This window comes from Nocardia sp. NBC_00403 (genome assembly GCF_036046055.1).
Taxonomy (GTDB): Bacteria; Actinomycetota; Actinomycetes; order Mycobacteriales; family Mycobacteriaceae; genus Nocardia.
In genome coordinates this window covers 2,313,570-2,330,774 of record NZ_CP107939.1, presented here as the reverse complement: position 1 = coordinate 2,330,774, position 17,205 = coordinate 2,313,570, and the positions used below count along the sequence as shown (strand labels likewise).

Here is a 17,205-nt window from a genome sequence, read left to right as displayed (position 1 = left end):
GCGAGACCCGCTCATGTGGAGTAAGCAGGCCCGGCTGCCTATGTCGACTGCCCCAACTGAGCACAGCGATGAGGAAGAGTCGGCCGGATAGGCCGACATCCCTGCCTACCGAACTCGGCTCGGAACTCGGCGAGCAGCCCGGCGCGCAAGCTGCTGATCACACCGGCCTGGACACCCCGACTGTCCGGCCCACTGTCGACGCGGTGTTCATAGCCTCCACAGCGGCGACCAGTGGTGCGAGCTCCGGGTCGGCGGCGGCTTGACCCAATGCGGTCGACAATGCCGCGTCGTGGGTGGGGCGCGCCTGCTCGAGTAGTTCCTGGCCCGGTGGCGTGACATCGGTGTAGATGCCGCGGCGGTCGTCGGCGCACAGATAGCGTGTGAGCAGGCCGCGATCTTCGAGCCGGGACACCAGTCGGGTGGTCGCGCTCTGACTGAGCACGACGGCGTCGGCGACTTGGTTCATGCGCAGATGGCCCCCGGGCCCGTCGTGCTGACGGCTGAGCACGACCAGCAGTGAGAACTCGCGCACGCTCAGATTGTGACCGGTTTGCAGGGCGCGCTCGATATGCGCCTCGATCCGATCGTGTAGCAGCGACAGTGCGTACCAGCCATCTGCCAGGCCGGTCAGAGCGGCATCCGCGGTCATGGTGTTCCTCCTGCGTCGTGGTCGCAGTTCCAGAATAGACGAATTCCGCAATAGCCCGCGCTTGCAATTAACACGCGCCTGCAATTATTGTTGACGCCTGTAAAGCTCAGGCGCAACAACAAGTGGAGGCACCACCCATGCCACTCGCACTCCTGGCTCTGACCCTCGGGGCATTCGGAATCGGCACCACCGAATTCGTCATCGTCGGGCTACTCCCCGACATCGCCGACACCTACGCCGTGTCGATCCCGACCGCGGGCCTGCTGGTCACCGGGTATGCCCTCGGCGTCGTGGTCGGCGCACCACTGATGACCGGACTCGGCACCCGAGTCTCCCGCAAGCGCATGCTGCTGGGCATGTTGCTACTACTGGTCGCGGGCAACGTATTGTCAGCTGCCGCACCGACTTTCGGCCTCATGATGACCGGCCGGATCGTCGCCTCGCTCGCACACGGCGCCTTCTTCGGCATCGGCGCGGTCGTCGCGGGAAGTCTGGTGAACCCGGACCGCAAGGCAGGCGCGATCGCCACCATGTTCACCGGACTCACCGTCGCCACCGTCATCGGGGTGCCACTGGGCACCCTGCTCGGCCAGCATTTCGGGTGGCGGCTCACCTTCCTCGTGGTCGCACTGGTCGGGCTGGTCGGCCTGATCGGCGTCGCCGCGCTGGTCCCCGAGCAGCCGGCGCCGCACGACGCCCGGCTACGCAACGAGCTCGCCGTGTTCCGCAATCCGCAGGTCCTGCTGGCGATGGCGATGACGGTGCTCGGCTTCGGCGGCGTCTTCGCCGCGATCACCTATCTCGCCCCGATGATGACCGAGGTGGCCGGCTACGCGGATTCCTCCGTCACCTGGCTGCTCGTACTCTTCGGCATCGGCATGTTCGCGGGCAACCTGATCGGCGGCCGCTACGCCGACCGCCACCTGATGCCGATGCTCTATGTCGCACTCGGCTCCCTCGCGGCCGTGCTCGCCCTCTTCGCCCTCACCGCCCACAGCAAGCCCGCCGCCGCCGTCACCGTGGTGCTGATCGGCGCCCTCGGCTTCGCGACCGTCCCGCCGCTCCAGAAACGTGTGCTCGACCAAGCCGCAGGCGCATCGACCCTGGCCTCCGCGGTCAATATCGGCGCCTTCAACCTCGGCAACGCACTCTCCGCCTGGCTCGGCGGCCTGGTCATCGCGGCCGGCTTCGGCTACACCGCACCCAACTGGGTCGGCGTAATCCTCGCCCTCAGCGCACTCGCACTGGCCGTGCTGTCAGGCAGCCTGGAACGCACCGCCGACCGCCGGGAATCCACCACGCCGGCCGAAGCACTGGTGCCCGCCGGCCACCCTTGACCCATCTCCCCGGCTCCGGCGGCGATCCCCGATCGCCGCCGGACTCATCTGCGAAAAGATCTGCGGCGGTGGCCTATTCGACGGTGACGGACTTGGCGAGGTTGCGGGGCTTGTCAACGTCGTAGCCGCGGGCCTGGGCGATCTCGGCGGCGAAGATCTGCAGCGGAACGGTCGAGAGCAGCGGCTGGAACAGCGTTGGCGCCGAGGGGATCTCGATGAGATCGTCGGCGAACGGGCGGACCGTGTCGTCGCCTTCCTCCGCGATCACGATGGTGCGCGCACCGCGGGCCTGAATCTCGCGAATATTGCTGAGCAGCTTGGAGTGCAGCACGGCGCGCCCCTTCGGGGACGGCATCACCACGATTACCGGCAGCCCGTCCTCGATCAACGCGATGGGGCCGTGCTTGAGCTCGCCCGCGGCGAAGCCCTCGGCGTGCATATACGCCAATTCCTTCAGCTTGAGCGCACCCTCCAGCGCCACTGGGTAACCGACGTGGCGGCCGAGGAAAAGCACCGTCGGCACGTGCGCCAGCTGCCTGGCCAGCGCCCGGACCTGCGGCCCCGTCTCCAACACCCGCTCGACCAGCTTCGGCATCGCCTCGAGCTCGGCGAACTCGCGGGCCACCTCGTCCGGATACTTGGTGCCACGCGCCTGCGCCAGAGCCAGCCCGACCAGGTAATTCGCGGCCACCTGGGCCAGGAACGCCTTCGTGGACGCGACACCGATCTCCGGGCCGGTCCTGGTGTAGAGCACCGCGTCGGACTCGCGGGGGATCTGCGCACCGTTGGTATTGCAGATCGCGAGCACCCGCGCCTTCTGCTCCTTCGCGTGCCGCACCGCCTCCAGCGTGTCGGCGGTCTCCCCCGATTGCGAGATCGCCACTACCAGCGTCGACCGGTCCAAAACTGGGTCGCGGTAACGGAATTCGCTGGCCAGCTCCACTTCCACGGGCAGCCGGGTCCAGTGCTCGATCGCATACTTGGCCAGCAGGCCAGCATGGTAGGAGCTGCCGCAGGCGACGACGAAGACCTTGTCGAAGTCGCGCAGTTCCTGATCCGCAAGCCGCTGCTCGTCGAGCACGATCCGACCGGAACCGGTCTCGTCGAGCGTGAAATGCCCGATCAGGGTGTCCGCGACGGCGCTGGGCTGCTCCTCGATCTCCTTGAGCATGAAGTAGTCGTGGCCACCCTTTTCCGCGGCGGCCAGATCCCAGTCGATGGTGAACGGCCGGGTGCGTCCGTTCGCGTCGTTGCCGTCGAAATCGGTGACCTGGTAGCCATCGGCGGTGATCACCACGGCCTGGTCCTGACCCAATTCGACCGCTTCGCGAGTGTGCTCGATGAACGCGGTGACATCGGAGGCGATGAACATCTCGCCTTGGCCGACACCCACCACCAGCGGGGTGGAGCGGCGGGCGGCGATAATCCGGTCCGGGTGGTCGGCGTGGGTGAAGACCAACGTGAACGCGCCCTCCAGCCGGCGCAGCACCACCAGCGCGCTCGCCACGAAATCACCTGCGGTCGGGCCCGCGGCATACGCGCGGGCGACCAGGTGCACGGCGACCTCGGTGTCGGTGTCGCTGCGCAGCTCGACGCCTGCTTCCTCGAGCTCGCGACGCAGCGGCGCAAAGTTCTCGATGATGCCGTTGTGCACCACGGCGACCTTGCCGCTGTCGTCACGGTGCGGGTGCGCGTTGCGGTCGGTAGGCGCGCCGTGGGTGGCCCAACGGGTGTGTCCCATACCGGCGGTGCCCGCGAAGCGCGCCACGCCGTTCTCGGCCAGTTCCGCCTCGAGATTCGCCAGGCGACCCGCCTTGCGTTCCACCGCGATCGCGCCCGACCCACCGAGGATCGCGACCCCCGCCGAGTCGTATCCGCGATATTCCATGCGGCGCAACGCGTCAACGACAACGCCGAGGGCGTCCCGGTACCCGACGTACCCCACGATTCCGCACATGGCTCACCAGAGTACTTATCGGATAACGTTCTCGTCGTGTCGGCGTCTGTGAAATCACTTCTGAGCACCCTGACCAGCAAAGGCCCGCATCGGGTGCTGCGCGGCAATCTGGCCATCGCAGGCCAGCCCGGGGTGGTGTACACGCCTGAATCGGGGCTGAGCCTGCCCGCTGTCGCGTTCGGCCACAGCTGGCTGACCAGTGCTTCGAACTATCGCGGGCTGCTCGAGCACCTCGCGTCCTGGGGTTTCGTGGTGGCGGCCCCTGATACCGAGCGCGGGCCGATTCCGTCACATCTGGGCCTGGCCACCGATCTGCTCACCACGCTGGACATCTGCACTCGTGTCCGACTCGGTGACGGCACGATCAGCGTGCACCCCGACCGGCTCGCCCTCGCCGGTCATGCCATGGGCGCGGGCGCCGCGGTCATCGCCGCCGCGCAGCGCAAGGTCGCCGCGGTCGCCGCCCTCTATCCGGCGCCCACCGCGCCCTCCGCCGAGACCCTGGCCCCCGACATCGACACCCCCGCCCTGATCCTCGCGGGCACCGACATCGACTCCGTCAGCTCCAATGCCATTCCCCTCGCCACCGCCTGGGCCGGCGCTGTTGTCCTGCGCCAACTCGACGGCGCCTCCCATAACGGCATCATCGAAGGCCGCCGCGCCCTTGCCGCCCTCGGCGCGGGCAGGCACGAATCGAAAACCGCCCGCACCACCCGCGCCCTGCTCACCGGTTATCTGCTCCACAAACTCCTCGGTGACAAGACCTACGCCCCCTTCGCCGACCCCGAGGCGGTAATCCCGCACACCACAGTCATCGACCCCGACGCCCCCCGGGACGAGGAGAAGAAGCCAAAACTCTCGGTGGGTCAGATCAGCCAGCTCTTGCGGCGGTAGTACTCGCCCTCCGGATCGTCATCCTCGTCCACGGGGGTGACGAGTTCGTGCGCTTTGCGAGCGGCGATCGACCGCGCGATCGCCTCCCGCTGCTCGCGAGCTTCGGCCTCGAGACGTTCCTTCTCTTCGGCCTCGGCGCGAGCGGCCTCTTCGGTTTCGGCGTGCTCCTGCCAGAATTGACTCATCGCGGTGGCCAGGTTCGCCGAGAATTCTTGGTCTCGCCGAGCCGTCTCCTGCTTGATCTCCTCGAGTTCTTCTCGGAGCACCGACATCCGCCGAAGGCTCTCCTCGGCAAGGCGCTCGACCTCGGCGACGTAGTCAACCATCCCGACCCTCCTTGATAATCACAGATTTTCGGTGCATTCGACCGACATCACAGCGGCCCGGCCTCTGCCAATTCGGCACCACTGTCGAATGGCGGTTGCTGCCCTTCAGGCGCGGACATAGGAGGCGGGCGATGCTCACCGTCTTCCTCCCGCCGCGGTGGCGGCGCACCGGTCGGAACACCGGGCTGATTCGGGTTCTCCGGCGGCGTACCACCTCCGGGGACTGCGGGGCCGGCAGGAGCGCCGGGGCTGCCAGGGTTGCCCGAGTTGCCAGCAGGGCTGCCCGGCGCACCCGGGCTGCCAGAGTTACCAAGGGGGCTGCCGGGGTTGTCCCCCGGCGGTGACGCCGGTTTCCCGTCTTCTCCCTTGGGCTCCCCGCTGGAGATGACCGGGTTTCCCTTCTCGTCCAGCTTCATGCTGTACTCGTGGGGTTTCCCATCCGCGTCGGTCACGACCGCTTTCAATTGACCGTCCGGACCCATCTCGAACTTCAGGTGTCTGCCTGCCAGGTCGAATTCGGCAGCTGGTTTGCCGGCCTTCTTGTCGTCGGGCTTCTCGTCGGGCTTCCCGTCGCCGTCCTTATCTTCAGCCTTGGTCGGATCGATCGTCTTCTCGATCTGCTGCAGCACCTGGTCGAGACCCTCTTTGATGGTGCCACTCAGCGAGGTCAGTCCTTGACTTGCCGCGCTGGCGAGCTGCGTCGCGATCGGCGACAGCGTGCTGGCGACCTGGCTGAGGGAAGCGAGACCTGTTAGCGAGTTGGTCGACGTCGGATTCGTAGAAGTCGGGGTGCTGGCAGGGGTTGTCGGAGTGCCCGGCGTACCAGGAGTGCCCGGCGTGCCAGGAGTACCCGGCGTACCAGGAGTACCCGGCGTACCAGGAGTACCCGGCGTACCAGGAGTACCCGGCGTACCAGGAGTACCCGGCGTACCAGGAGTACCCGGCGTACCAGGGGTACTCGGCTTGTCCGAAGGCGCAGCAGCAGGCCTCGGATAAGCAACTTCGGCAACTTGATTCATTGCCTTCACGGCAATCTGATACTGATCCTTGAACAGCTTGTCGGTTGTCTCGCAGGCTGCGTTATAGCGGACAAGCTTGTCTTCTACGTCCTTCTTGAATACATCCTTGATCCAGCTATCACAAGCCTCCCAACTCTTCTGCCCAATTCCTGTGCTTATATAGTTCTCATCCTCCAATTGACCGCTTCGGACGTCGAGTTCTTCGAAAACCCTACCCAACTTTCGGATCTGATCATCACTGATCCATTCGGTAGCACTGCGGACATCTATCATCAATTCGATGTCTTCGGGAGTCCTACCGCGAATCTTGATCTCACGCGTCCCACTTGCCCCGTTTTCAAGCAGCCCGAGCGTAATGTCGGCCTTCGTGTAGACAGACTTTCGCAACGGTTCCACCATCGCCGCGATAGCAACAGCAGCGACTCGCGCCTTGTTGATATCGTCGAGCGCAAGCTTCAGTTGGTCGCCCATCATGGTTGTCGCCGCGGTGGCCGCTTCGCCCTGCCACATCTCGGTCATGCTCGTGAGTTGACCTTGCTGGGTGTTGCGCTGTCCGTCCGCCTCGTTCAATGCCATGGTCAATTCCCACGCCGCGGTTTCCAGCTTGGGCAGATCCATACGACGCTGCTCGTCGTACTTTGCCTGCAGCTTGTTCAGATCGCCGAACTGTCCAGGCCCGCTGTTGAACGCTTTTTCATAGAGTGGAAGGAACTTGCGCCAGTACTCCAGACCGTGAACGCCATAGTCCAGGATTTCATCGATCTTCTTACCAGCATATTCGTATGCCACAGTGCCGGCCCCTCACAATTCCGAGTTCGTCGGGGTGCTATTTCTTGTCGCCTGCAGCAGCGATCTGTTTCGCATGCTCTTCGACCGTAGTCGAGTAGACAACCACCGCAGCACCGACGGAGTCGGCAATTGCAGTCGCCGCCTCGGACCAGTTCCTGAGCCAATTACCGATCGTCTCGAAACCCCCATGAACGGCAATCCCCTCCTGTGCATAGTTTCGGCCGGCTTCGTCGTTACCGACACCGAACATGTGGTCGGTCACGCGCTTCGATTGGGTCTGCACCACGCCGGCCGATGTCCGAATATCGTTGGCCAAGTTCCCCAACTCGCCAGTGCTGACACCGAGCATGGATGCTCGGCTCGGCGTGCTGCTCATCTACACCCTCCATCTCACTGCGCGTACACCGCGCTGGATCCACCGCTGGTCGCCAGTACCGCCATACTTCCTTCGACGCGTCCGGCCCACGTTCGGTTCCATCCAGTCCACCCCCGACCCAGACGAGGTCGCATCCAGCAAAACCTACTGGCAAGCGCGGTCGCCTACAACCAGCCGAACCCCGTATGCATCTGCCCCATCGCCAGGACAACGCGCGGCTCCGGCTCTACTGACCGATCTTCCCGTGATCGGTGCGCACCCACCCCGAGGTGCCATCGGAGTTGTGGTGGAACTCCCATGCCGCATAGTCGCCGTCTTTTTCGACGACGGTGACCTGATCGGCGACGCCGTCGTGGTCATAGTCCGACCAGACCTGCATCGCTTCGGGGCCGGAGGTGGTGACGGTGTCGAGAGCGCCGTCACCGTCGATGTCCTGGGTGGGGTGGTGCAGCTCTACCGGACCAAGACCTTCCAGCGAGGAGGATGCGTCGACGCCCGGTAGATCCAGGCCCGGGAATTCGCCCGAGGTGACCATGACTCCTCCTCATCGAGACTCGCGTGATGGTGCGGCATTTCACCCGAATGGCGGGTATCGCTCCATCCTGTCATCCACGAGTCCCGGACGCAGCCTCCACGCCCTACTTGTTGAGGATTGTCACGTCTTGGGGATGATCAGCCACAGCACCAGATAGACGATGAACTGCGGGCCGGGCAGCAGACAGGACAGCACGAAAAGGAGTCGGACGACATTGGCGTTCCAGCCGAAGTATTCGGCGATGCCACCGCAGACGCCGGCGATCCAGCTGTCGGTGGTGGAGCGGGTAAGGCGGCGAGCGGGTGCGGTCATGGTCTTCTCTCTCTTGTGTCGATCTCGGTACTCTCCACTTTCCGCGCAATCGTCCGTCGGCACATCGGTCCCATGACCGATCCCGACCCTGATTTCTCCCCGGCCCACCCTCAGGGTCCAACCCCGATCCGACCGAAAAAGCGGGCACGGCAGACTATGCAGGTGAGCACCACTCTGCATGCCCGCGGACTGTCCGCGGGCCACGGCGAACGCACCCTGTTCGAGGACCTGGATCTCACCCTGGCACCCGGCGACGTGATCGGTTTGGTCGGGGTGAACGGCGCAGGTAAGTCGACGCTGCTGCGCATGCTGGCCGACCGGGCCAGCGCCACCGGCAGCATCACGCTGAGCCCGCCCGATGCCACCATCGGATATTTGGCGCAGGAACCCGAACGCGTCCCCGGCGAGACTGTGCTCGAATTCCTCGGCCGCCGCACCGGAGTCACCGCGGCGCAGCAGGCGATGGATTCCGCCGCCGAGCGTCTTGCCGACGGCGGTGCGGACGACTACACGCCGGCCTTGGAGCGGTGGCTTGCGCTCGGCGGCGCTGACCTCGATCAGCGCGCCGAAGAAGTCGCTGCCGACCTCGGCCTCGCCGACAGCCTCGCGAGCGGCCTCGACACCCCCATGACCGGACTCTCCGGCGGCCAGGCGGCGCGAGCCGGACTCGCCTCGGTATTGTTGTCCCGCTTCGACATTCTGCTGCTCGACGAACCGACCAACGACTTGGATCTGGACGGACTCGCGCGACTGGAGCAGTTCGTGACCGGCGTCCGCGAACCGCTGATGGTGATCAGCCACGACCGGGAGTTCTTGGCGCGCACGGTGAATCGGATCATCGAGCTCGATCTCGCGCAGCAGCAGGTCGGTATCTACGACGGCAGCTACGAGTCGTACCTGATGGAGCGCGAGATCGCCCGCCAGCACGCCCGCGAGGCCTACGACGACTACGCGGACACCAAGTCCGGTCTCGAGGCTCGGGCACAGATGCAGCGCAACTGGCTCGAGCACGGCGTCCGCAACGCCCGCCGCAAGGTACGCGACCCGAAGAAGGTCGACTCCGACAAAGCGGGCCGCAAGATGCGCGCCGAATCCACCGAGAAGCAGGCCGCCAAGGCCCGCCAAACCCAGCGCCGCATCGAGCGACTGGACGTGGTGGAGGAGCCGCGCAAGGAATGGGAGCTGCGGATGGAGATCGCCGCCGCGCCGCGCAGCGGATCGGTGGTCGCCACCCTGTCGAACGCGACCCTCACGCGCGGCGATTTCACGCTGGGTCCGATCACCACGCAGGTGGATTGGGCCGATCGCATCGTATTGACCGGCGCGAACGGATCCGGCAAGTCGACGCTGCTCGCGCTGCTATTGGGAAAGATCCAGCCGGATAACGGAACTGCCGCACTCGGGTCCGGTGTCGAGATCGGCGAGGTCGACCAGGCCCGCGGCTTGTTCCGCGGAAACACTCCGCTGGCAGAGACTTTCGGTATCGAGATGCCCGACTGGCCGGACGCGGAGGTCCGCACCCTGCTCGCCAAGTTCGGCCTGCGCGGCGCGCATGTGACACGAGCCTGCGAAACCCTCTCCCCTGGCGAACGCACGCGCGCCGCACTGGCGCTGCTGCAAGCCCGCGGCGTCAACCTGCTCGTCCTCGACGAGCCGACCAACCACCTCGACCTGCCCGCCATCGAACAACTGGAGCAGGCTGTCGAATCCTTCACCGGCACCATGCTGCTCGTCACCCACGACCGTCGCATGCTGGACTCGGTCCACTCCACTCGCCGCTGGCGCATGGACAACGGCCGCCTCACCGAGGACTGACCGGCAGGAATTACGGCTTGCCGACTGCATCGGTGCCTGAGGAAGCGATGGTGCGGAATCGACCGCCCACTGCGGCGCAGGCCGAGATCAGACCGACGCCACTCGCTTCGCGAGATCGTCGGCAAGCTGCTGGGCTCGGACCGGGTCGGTGGCCTCGACCATCACCCGGACGAGTGACTCGGTTCCGCTGGGGCGCAACAGGACTCGCCCGGAGTCGCCGAGCACCCGCTCGGCCTCCAACACTGCCTCGCGGACCTCGGCCGCGTTGGCGACGACCGACTTGTCGGCGACCGGGACGTTGATCAGAACCTGCGGCACCGTCTGGATCACCGACGCCAGGTCGGCGAGAGTGCGGCGGGTCCGTGCCATCCGCGCCATCAGTTTCAGGCCGGTGAGGATTCCGTCGCCGGTGGTGCCGAAGTCGGGGAAGACCACGTGGCCGGACTGTTCGCCGCCGAGGTTGAACCCGCCGCGGCGCAATTCTTCCAAGACGTAGCGGTCCCCTACCGCGGTGGTGCGCAGGGTGATTCCGGCCTCGCGCATGGCGATGTGCAGACCGAGGTTGCTCATGACGGTGGCGACGAGGGTGTCCTCGACCAGCTCACCCGCCTCGTGCATGGCAAGGGCCAGAATCGCCAGGATGGCGTCGCCGTCCACGATCGCGCCGTCGGCATCGACGGCCAGGGTGCGGTCCGCGTCGCCGTCGTGCGCGATGCCGAGATCCGCGCCGTGCTCACGTACCGCACGGCTGACCTGGTCCAGGTGCGTCGATCCACAACCGTCATTGATGTTCAGGCCGTCGGGTTCGGCGTTGATGGCGATCACCGTCGCCCCCGCCTCGCGGTAGGCGGCCGGACCCACTTCGGAGGCCGCACCGTGGGCGCAGTCCACCACGACGGTCAGCCCGGATAGATCCTGCCCGGTCGCCTCGACCAGATGCTCGACGTAGCGTTCGTGGGTGCCCGCCACGCTGTACTGATCGGGAATGACCAGGCCGTGATCGCGCGCGCCGGATGCGTTGAGCACCCGTCCGATAGCGGCGCCGATCGGGCGCACCGGCGCCGCCTCGGCGATCAACGCTTCGATCCGGTCCTCGATCGCGTCGTCGAGCTTGTGCCCGCCCGCGGCAAAGATCTTGATTCCGTTGTCCGGCATGGGATTGTGCGAGGCGGAGATCATCACGCCGAGGCACGCGTCGTACAGGCCGGTGAGATAGGCGACGGCGGGCGTCGGAAGTACCCCTACCGCAAGCACATTCACGCCCGCGGCGGTCAGGCCTGCGGTCACCGCGGCCTCCAGCATCTCGCCGCTGGCGCGCGGATCACGGCCGACCACTGCGAGCGCACGCTTCTTGCCGCGACTCAGGATCTGCGCGGCCGCGCCGGAAATCTGCAGTGCCAGTTCCGGACTCAACGACTCGTTGGCGAGCCCGCGGACTCCGTCGGTGCCGAACAAACGTCCCATACCTCGCCCCTCATCGGTTGCTCCGCGGCGTACGCGACGGGCCCCGGAGACGGTAGCCTGTGTCACCACGCCGGGCCCCGCAAACGCCGCAAGTTGTTGATACAGCACGAGAGCAGGCGCCCAGCCGTGCTGGAAGCCTGCTCTCGCACAGGTGCCGCGTCGACCGTACCGTCTCCGACATGACCAGGATGGCGGAAGACGGCGGCCGACGTAGCCAAAATCAGCGCTTCGAGTACTGAGGCGCCTTACGGGCCTTCTTCAGACCATACTTCTTGCGCTCGACGGCACGCGGGTCACGCGTGAGGAAGCCGGCCCGCTTGAGGGCGGGACGATCGTCCGGGGTGACCTCGATCAGCGCGCGGGCGATCGCCAGACGCAGTGCACCGGCCTGACCCGAGGGGCCACCGCCGACGAGGCGAGCGTAGATGTCGAAGGACTCCGCCCGCTCGACGGTCACCAGCGGCGACTTGACCAGCTGCTGGTGCACCTTGTTCGGGAAGTAATCCTCGATGGTGCGGCCGTTGAGCACGAAGTTGCCGGAACCCGGCACCAGACGCACGCGAACCACGGCCTCCTTGCGACGGCCGACGGTCTGCACCGGACGGTCGATCACGATCGGGGCGAAGGTGGCGGGCTCGGCCTCGTAGCCGTATTCCTCGTCGACAACCTCGACGTTGCCGTCTTCGGCAACGGTCTCTTCGACGAATTCTTCGGTGTATTCCTCGGGCGCGGTCACTGGGCCACCTGCTTGATCTCGAACGGAATGGGCTGCTGAGCGGCATGCGGGTGCGTCGGGCCTGCGTAGACCTTCAGCTTGCTCGCGATGGCGTCACCGAGCTTGTTCTTCGGGATCATGCCCTTGATGGCCTTCTCCACGAGACGGTCGGGGCGGGTGTCCAACACCTGACCGACAGTGCGCGACTTGAGGCCGCCCGGGTGCCCGGAGTGGTGGTGGATCAGCTTGTCCGCCTTCTTGTTGCCGCTGATGGCAACCTTCTCGGCGTTGATGATGATGACGAAGTCGCCACCGTCGAAGTTCGGAGCGTAGGTCGGCTTGGTCTTGCCACGCAGCAGATTCGCTGCCTGGACCGAAAGACGGCCGAGCACTACGTCAGTGGCATCGATGACGTACCACTTGCGGGTCACGTCACCAGCCTTGGGGCTGTACGTAGGCACAGTGCTTCCCTGTCTGTAGTCGATGTTGCCGGCCAAGCGTGCGGTCGAGGCGATTCCGGCGGCCGGTGGAGACCCGGACCTCGACGAACATTCCACACGCCAACGGGCCACGATACCAGCCGCGATAGCGCAAACCGAAACCGGTCAGATCGTGATGGGCGGACCGGGGTCGGTGGCTCCCGGCGGGCCGGGCACCACGAAGCGCAGGGTGTCGATGCCCGGTTGTGCACAGTCCGGCTCGTCGGCGTCGCCCTCCGCGCCACCGCGCTCCAGCGCACCGACCTGGTGTCCGCGCGCCGAGGCGACGCCCGGCCGGTGCTCGTTGGTGATCTGCGGGGTCAGCGTGCAGGAAGCCGATGCGAGCTGCACCGGACCGGCCTGCTCACCGTCGGACGGCATGGCCACGACGGCCAACGCCACCGCACCCAGCACCACGTTCGCACCGAACAGGTTGTCCTTGAGCTTGTTCCACCGCTTGCCCTTGCGCGCTTTACCGTCGTCGTCCGATTCGGGCGGTGGCGGCTGCCACTGCCCGTGCTGGACCTGCTCCGGGCCGGTCTGCGGTGGCCCGTAGGGGTGACGCGGACCCAGCGGCGGCACCTGGATACCGGATCCCGCACTGGGCGGCGGCGCGGGTGCGGGCGGCGCGCTCTGTGGGCGCTGTTCGTCGGGCTGCTGGCCGGGCGGCCTGGTGAAACGGCTGCCGAGCTCGGCCAAACCCGGCGGCAGGCCGCGGGGAACATCCTCGCGCGGGACCCGGGTGGTCGCGTCTTCGCTCGGGTCCTGCGATCCGGCGGTCGGGTATCCGGCTCCGTACTGCACAACCGCGTCCCGTCGTGGCTGCGACTGGTCGGGACGGCCCTGCATCGCCTCGCCCTGGCGCTGCGCCGATTCGGGCTGACGCTGCGGTGGCTCCGCCTGACGTTGATGCTGCTGAGCCGCTTCGGCCTGATATTGCGCGGATTGCACCGGAGGCGGCGCCGACAGCTGCGGCCCGGCCTGCCGTTGCGGCCCCGGTTCCGCGTGCCTGCCCGCCGATTCCGGCTCCCCGTTTTCGTTGTCGGTGGCCAGCAGGTGCGCGGCGCCGAGCACCAGCGCGTGCATCGGATGATCGGCCACCTGCAACCGGTGCCCGAGATGATTCTGGAAGGCCAGCCGCAGCGCGTCGTTGAAGCACACATTGCCCGACAGCAGCACCGTCGAGGTGTCCGCGCCGATGGAGCGGGCCGCCGCCATCACCTCGATCACCACGTTGTCCGCGGAGCGGGCATCACGCATCGATTCCGCGTTGACCATGACGTCGACCGATTCGGTCGGCTGCTCGTCGTCGCCGTGCACCGCGACAACCAGCATGGTCCTGCCGTCGGAGTACACGCCGGTGGCGCCGATACCGCGCGAGTTGCGCTCGTCGGGCGCGCGGACCAGCCCCAGCGCACGCACGTACCCCGACAGCGCGACACTCTCCGGCAGCGGCTCGACGGTGACATCGAGCTGTTCGACCAGTTCGGCGAACACCTCGACCTTCTCGTCGGGCCAGCTGTCCGGGAAGGGCAGGGCCACCACGTCGGGCTTACCGCGCAGGTATTTGCCGACGGCCGCGAGCGGGTTGTACATCCGAGCCCGCATCACCAGTTCCGCGGGCCAGGTCGCGCCCGCGATCACGATCTGCGGATGCCCGAGGATGTCGCGCACGTCGGCGATGGCCATCCCCAGATCTGGTCGTTGCCGCTCCACCCCGGCGGTGTGCAACCGCCCCGACGCATCCGCCAGCAGATACGCGGGCGGCGTATACGTACCTTCCACCTGTACCGGGCGGATCGGCGTGCCGCCGCCGCCCGCAGCCACGGACACCACATCCCAACCGAGATGTACCGCCCCTACTCGCACCGTCACAGGCATAAGTGTGCCTGGTGCGTGTCCGACATGCGCGGCGCGTCGGCGCCGGCACGGGTACCGGCGGGATTCACGCCGCCGACTTCTTCAGCCGCAGCTTGCGCCAGGTGAAGATCGCCAGGATCACCGTGATCACCACGAGCAGACCGACGTCCAGTCCCCAGATGTCGGATTTGTGCTGCCAGAGCGTGTCCGGTTGCGCGTTGAGGAAGACCTCGCGAACATTCACCGTCGACGCCCCTGCGGCATATCCCCAGCGGGCCGGGAAAAGCCACGACAGCTGCTCCAGCACCACGCGGCCGGTGACCGGGATCAGGCCGCCCGCCATCACGAGCTGGGCCATGATCATCACCACGAGCATCGGCATCACCTGCTCGTTCGACCTGGCCAGGCTGGAGAGCAGCAGGCCGAAGACCACACAGCAGACCGCGGTCAACGAGATATCGATGTACAGCTCGACGCTGCCGTTGGCGATCACCGACCCCTCGGCGGGCGCCTTTTTACCCGCGAGGGTGATGCCGACGAGCACCGCCGACTGCAGGAACGCCGTGACGCTGAAAACGGCGATCTTCGCCATCAGGTACGCGGAGGGCTTCAGTCCGACCGCACGCTCCCGGAAGAAGATGGTGCGCTCGCCGACCAGGTCGCGCACGGTGAGCGTGGAACCCATGAAGCAGGCACCGAGGATGAGCACCACCAACAGCTGCTGGGTCTCGCTACCTCCGGTCGGGGCGAAGGTGCCGTCCGGCAGCGCCGCGAGCGCGCCGCGTTGGAAGCCGTTCTGGCCGGGCACCACCAGCGACAGCACACCGAGAATGAACGGCAGGATCACCAGGAACGCCAGATATCCGCGGTCGGCGAAGATCAGGCGCACCTGCCGTCGCGCCAAGGTGGAGAACTGTTTGCCACCACTGGATTGGGGTGGGCTACCCGCATGCCCGGTCTGCGCGGGCGGCGGTGGCGGCGGCACAGCGGCCTGTCTGGAGCGGTAGGCGGCGAACGCCTGGTCCGGGTTCGCGGCGACCTTGGCGAAGATCTCCGCCCAGTCGCTGGTGCCGAGCGCGCCACCGACCCCGGCCGGGTGGCCACAGAAGGCCGTCTTGCCGCCGGGTGCGAGCAGCAGCACCTGATCGCACATGTCGAGGCAGGCCACCGAGTGGGTCACCACGATGACAACGCGACCGGCGTCGGCCAGCTCGCGCAGCATCACCATCACCTGGCGATCGAGGGCCGGGTCGAGACCCGAGGTCGGTTCGTCCAGGATCAGCAGCGACGGACCGGTCAGCAGCTCCAGCGCCACCGAGGCACGCTTGCGCTGACCGCCGGAGAGCCGGTCGACCCTGGTGTCGGCGTGCTCGGTGAGCGAAAGTTCTTTCAGCACACCGTCGATCACCTGCTGGCGATCGGCCTTGCTGTTGTCGGGCGGCAAGCGCAGTTCCGCGGCATACCCGAGCGCCTGACGCACAGTGAGCTGCCGATGCAGCACGTCGTCCTGCGGCACCATGCCGATGCGGGAACGCAATGCCTCGTACTCGGCGTGCAGGTTGCGCCCTTCGAAGGTGACCACACCGCCGGAGGGGTTGGTGGTGCCCGCGATCAGCTTGGACAGCGTCGACTTGCCCGCACCGGAGGGTCCGATCAGCGCGGTCAGCGTGCCGCGCCCGGCCTGCATATTGACATCGACGAGCAGCTGCTTGTTGCCCTCGACGGTGAACCCGACGCCGTGCACGTGCAGGCCTTGCTCGGCGACCGGCTTCTGCCGATGCACCAAAGTGCCCTGCTGGACGACGAAGTCGATATTGCCGATGGTGATGATGTCGCGCTCGCGCAGCACCGTGCGCTGCTCGCGGCGGCCGTTGACGAAGGTGCCGTTCGCCGAACCGAGGTCCTCGATCGTCAGCCCCTCCTTGGCTGCGACGAGGCGGGCATGCTTGCGCGAGGCCAGTGGGTCGTTGACGACGATCTGGTTGTCGGTGGTGCGGCCGATGTCGAGGCCGCCGGGCGGCAGGCGGTCGCCGCGGGCGATCTGCGAAGTGGACGGTCTGGCCCGCAGCGGCGGCAGTGAGGAGGTGTCGGCCCTGGTCGTCATATTGATATTGAGCTGCTGCGACGGCACGTTCTGTGGCAACTGCCCCGACTGCGGCAACTGCGCGGACGGCGGCAGCTGCCCCGACTGCGGCGGTTGCCGCTGCTGGTGGTGGTGGCCCGGCGGCGGCGCCAAGTGGGTGCGCGCCTGTCGGGGCGAGGGAACAGCGGGAAGCAGATGTAGCAGTGGGCCGCTGATGGCATCACCGAGCCGAACCTGAGTCGGCCGATCGATCGAAACGGGCTGGCCTAGCCTGCGCGCATCCACGAAAACGCCGTTCGTGCTGCCGTTGTCGGTCAGCACCCAGGCACTCCCCTGCCAGGTCAGCGTCGCGTGCACTCGTGAGACGAGCGGGCTGTCGACGAACAGCGTCACTTCCGGCGCGCGGCCCATCGTGATCGGATTGCTCGAATCGAAAACCCGTTCGGTTCCATCATGGCGCACGGTGATGGTCTGCGCCCCCGGTGAAGACATGCAGCGGATACTATTCCATCACCCGGACATCGGCGGTGCCCCCGATGCGCCATTACCCCGATCCGGCGACCGATGTGAACGTCTTTCCGGCCGACCAGGGGGA

Annotated in this window: 15 protein-coding genes; 3 read left to right on the top strand and 12 right to left on the bottom strand. The window is 66.7% G+C overall.

Features of this window, described 5'->3' with window-relative positions; all coding sequences use genetic code 11:
• Positions 1-157 precede the first annotated feature (157 nt).
• Positions 158-649, bottom strand: a complete 492-nt coding sequence (locus tag OHQ90_RS10085; protein ID WP_328409395.1) for a MarR family winged helix-turn-helix transcriptional regulator — start codon at positions 647-649, stop codon at positions 158-160.
• Between the two features lie 137 nt (positions 650-786).
• Between OHQ90_RS10085 and OHQ90_RS10080 the strand changes: the two genes are divergently transcribed.
• A complete protein-coding gene (locus tag OHQ90_RS10080; RefSeq protein WP_328409393.1) occupies positions 787-1,986 on the top strand; it encodes an MFS transporter in 1,200 nt (399 codons plus the stop codon).
• 73 nt (positions 1,987-2,059) lie between these two features.
• Here the strand turns inward: OHQ90_RS10080 and glmS are convergent, their stop codons facing one another.
• On the bottom strand, positions 2,060-3,943 hold the full coding sequence (gene glmS, locus OHQ90_RS10075) for a glutamine--fructose-6-phosphate transaminase (isomerizing) (RefSeq protein ID WP_328409390.1): 1,884 nt from the start codon (positions 3,941-3,943) through the stop codon (positions 2,060-2,062).
• A 36-nt stretch (positions 3,944-3,979) separates the two neighbouring features.
• Here glmS and OHQ90_RS10070 point away from each other — a divergent pair, with 36 nt between their 5' ends.
• The gene (locus OHQ90_RS10070) at positions 3,980-4,837 is read left to right on the top strand and encodes a dienelactone hydrolase family protein (protein ID WP_328409388.1); all 858 of its coding nucleotides are present in this window, start codon (positions 3,980-3,982) and stop codon (positions 4,835-4,837) included.
• Here OHQ90_RS10070 and OHQ90_RS10065 read toward each other — a convergent pair.
• The 5 genes from OHQ90_RS10065 to OHQ90_RS10045 all read right to left on the bottom strand — a co-directional run bounded on the left by OHQ90_RS10065 (position 4,810) and on the right by OHQ90_RS10045 (position 8,194).
• The gene (locus tag OHQ90_RS10065) at positions 4,810-5,163 is read right to left on the bottom strand and encodes a hypothetical protein (protein WP_328409386.1); all 354 of its coding nucleotides are present in this window, start codon (positions 5,161-5,163) and stop codon (positions 4,810-4,812) included. The genes OHQ90_RS10070 and OHQ90_RS10065 overlap by 28 nt on opposite strands.
• 47 nt (positions 5,164-5,210) lie before the next feature.
• A complete protein-coding gene (locus OHQ90_RS10060; RefSeq protein ID WP_328409384.1) occupies positions 5,211-6,971 on the bottom strand; it encodes a WXG100 family type VII secretion target in 1,761 nt (586 codons plus the stop codon).
• A 37-nt stretch (positions 6,972-7,008) separates the two neighbouring features.
• Positions 7,009-7,347, bottom strand: a complete 339-nt coding sequence (locus OHQ90_RS10055) for a hypothetical protein (RefSeq protein ID WP_328409382.1) — start codon at positions 7,345-7,347, stop codon at positions 7,009-7,011.
• A 226-nt stretch (positions 7,348-7,573) separates the two neighbouring features.
• On the bottom strand, positions 7,574-7,882 hold the full coding sequence (locus OHQ90_RS10050) for a DUF6802 family protein (protein WP_328409380.1): 309 nt from the start codon (positions 7,880-7,882) through the stop codon (positions 7,574-7,576).
• A 120-nt stretch (positions 7,883-8,002) separates the two neighbouring features.
• Complete coding sequence (locus OHQ90_RS10045) at positions 8,003-8,194, bottom strand: PspC domain-containing protein (protein ID WP_328409379.1); 192 nt, start codon at positions 8,192-8,194, stop codon at positions 8,003-8,005.
• Positions 8,195-8,350: 156 nt separating this feature from the next.
• On the opposite strand from OHQ90_RS10045, the gene OHQ90_RS10040 reads away from it, so the two are divergent.
• Entirely contained in the window at positions 8,351-10,009 is a 1,659-nt protein-coding gene (locus OHQ90_RS10040) for an ABC-F family ATP-binding cassette domain-containing protein (protein WP_442941359.1), read from the top strand.
• An 87-nt stretch (positions 10,010-10,096) separates the two neighbouring features.
• Here OHQ90_RS10040 and glmM read toward each other — a convergent pair whose 3' ends face one another.
• From glmM to OHQ90_RS10015, 5 genes are all read right to left on the bottom strand, one after another.
• Complete coding sequence (gene glmM, locus OHQ90_RS10035; protein WP_328409375.1) at positions 10,097-11,473, bottom strand: phosphoglucosamine mutase; 1,377 nt, start codon at positions 11,471-11,473, stop codon at positions 10,097-10,099.
• 220 nt (positions 11,474-11,693) lie between these two features.
• Complete coding sequence (gene rpsI / locus OHQ90_RS10030; RefSeq protein ID WP_328409374.1) at positions 11,694-12,209, bottom strand: 30S ribosomal protein S9; 516 nt, start codon at positions 12,207-12,209, stop codon at positions 11,694-11,696.
• Positions 12,206-12,649, bottom strand: a complete 444-nt coding sequence (gene rplM, locus OHQ90_RS10025; RefSeq protein ID WP_328409372.1) for a 50S ribosomal protein L13 — start codon at positions 12,647-12,649, stop codon at positions 12,206-12,208. Before rplM ends, rpsI begins: the two co-directional genes overlap by 4 nt.
• A 144-nt stretch (positions 12,650-12,793) precedes the next feature.
• Positions 12,794-14,548 carry a hypothetical protein gene (locus OHQ90_RS10020; protein WP_328409370.1) on the bottom strand — a complete coding sequence of 585 codons (1,755 nt, stop codon included), beginning with the start codon at positions 14,546-14,548 and terminating at the stop codon, positions 12,794-12,796.
• Between the two features lie 64 nt (positions 14,549-14,612).
• Complete coding sequence (locus OHQ90_RS10015) at positions 14,613-17,102, bottom strand: FHA domain-containing protein (protein ID WP_328409368.1); 2,490 nt, start codon at positions 17,100-17,102, stop codon at positions 14,613-14,615.
• Positions 17,103-17,205 lie beyond the last annotated feature (103 nt).

Excerpts from the sequence above, each read along its gene's own strand:
- OHQ90_RS10085 (WP_328409395.1), bottom strand. The coding sequence starts at position 649 with ATGACCGCGGATGCCGCTCTGACCGGCCTGGCAGATGGCTGGTACGCA.
- OHQ90_RS10080 (WP_328409393.1), top strand. The coding sequence starts at position 787 with ATGCCACTCGCACTCCTGGCTCTGACCCTCGGGGCATTCGGAATCGGC.
- glmS (WP_328409390.1), bottom strand. The coding sequence starts at position 3,943 with ATGTGCGGAATCGTGGGGTACGTCGGGTACCGGGACGCCCTCGGCGTT.
- OHQ90_RS10065 (WP_328409386.1), bottom strand. The coding sequence starts at position 5,163 with ATGGTTGACTACGTCGCCGAGGTCGAGCGCCTTGCCGAGGAGAGCCTT.
- OHQ90_RS10055 (WP_328409382.1), bottom strand. The coding sequence starts at position 7,347 with ATGAGCAGCACGCCGAGCCGAGCATCCATGCTCGGTGTCAGCACTGGC.
- OHQ90_RS10050 (WP_328409380.1), bottom strand. The coding sequence starts at position 7,882 with ATGGTCACCTCGGGCGAATTCCCGGGCCTGGATCTACCGGGCGTCGAC.
- OHQ90_RS10045 (WP_328409379.1), bottom strand. The coding sequence starts at position 8,194 with ATGACCGCACCCGCTCGCCGCCTTACCCGCTCCACCACCGACAGCTGG.
- OHQ90_RS10040 (WP_442941359.1), top strand. The coding sequence starts at position 8,351 with ATGCAGGTGAGCACCACTCTGCATGCCCGCGGACTGTCCGCGGGCCAC.
- glmM (WP_328409375.1), bottom strand. The coding sequence starts at position 11,473 with ATGGGACGTTTGTTCGGCACCGACGGAGTCCGCGGGCTCGCCAACGAG.
- OHQ90_RS10020 (WP_328409370.1), bottom strand. The coding sequence starts at position 14,548 with ATGCCTGTGACGGTGCGAGTAGGGGCGGTACATCTCGGTTGGGATGTG.
- OHQ90_RS10015 (WP_328409368.1), bottom strand. The coding sequence starts at position 17,102 with ATGTCTTCACCGGGGGCGCAGACCATCACCGTGCGCCATGATGGAACC.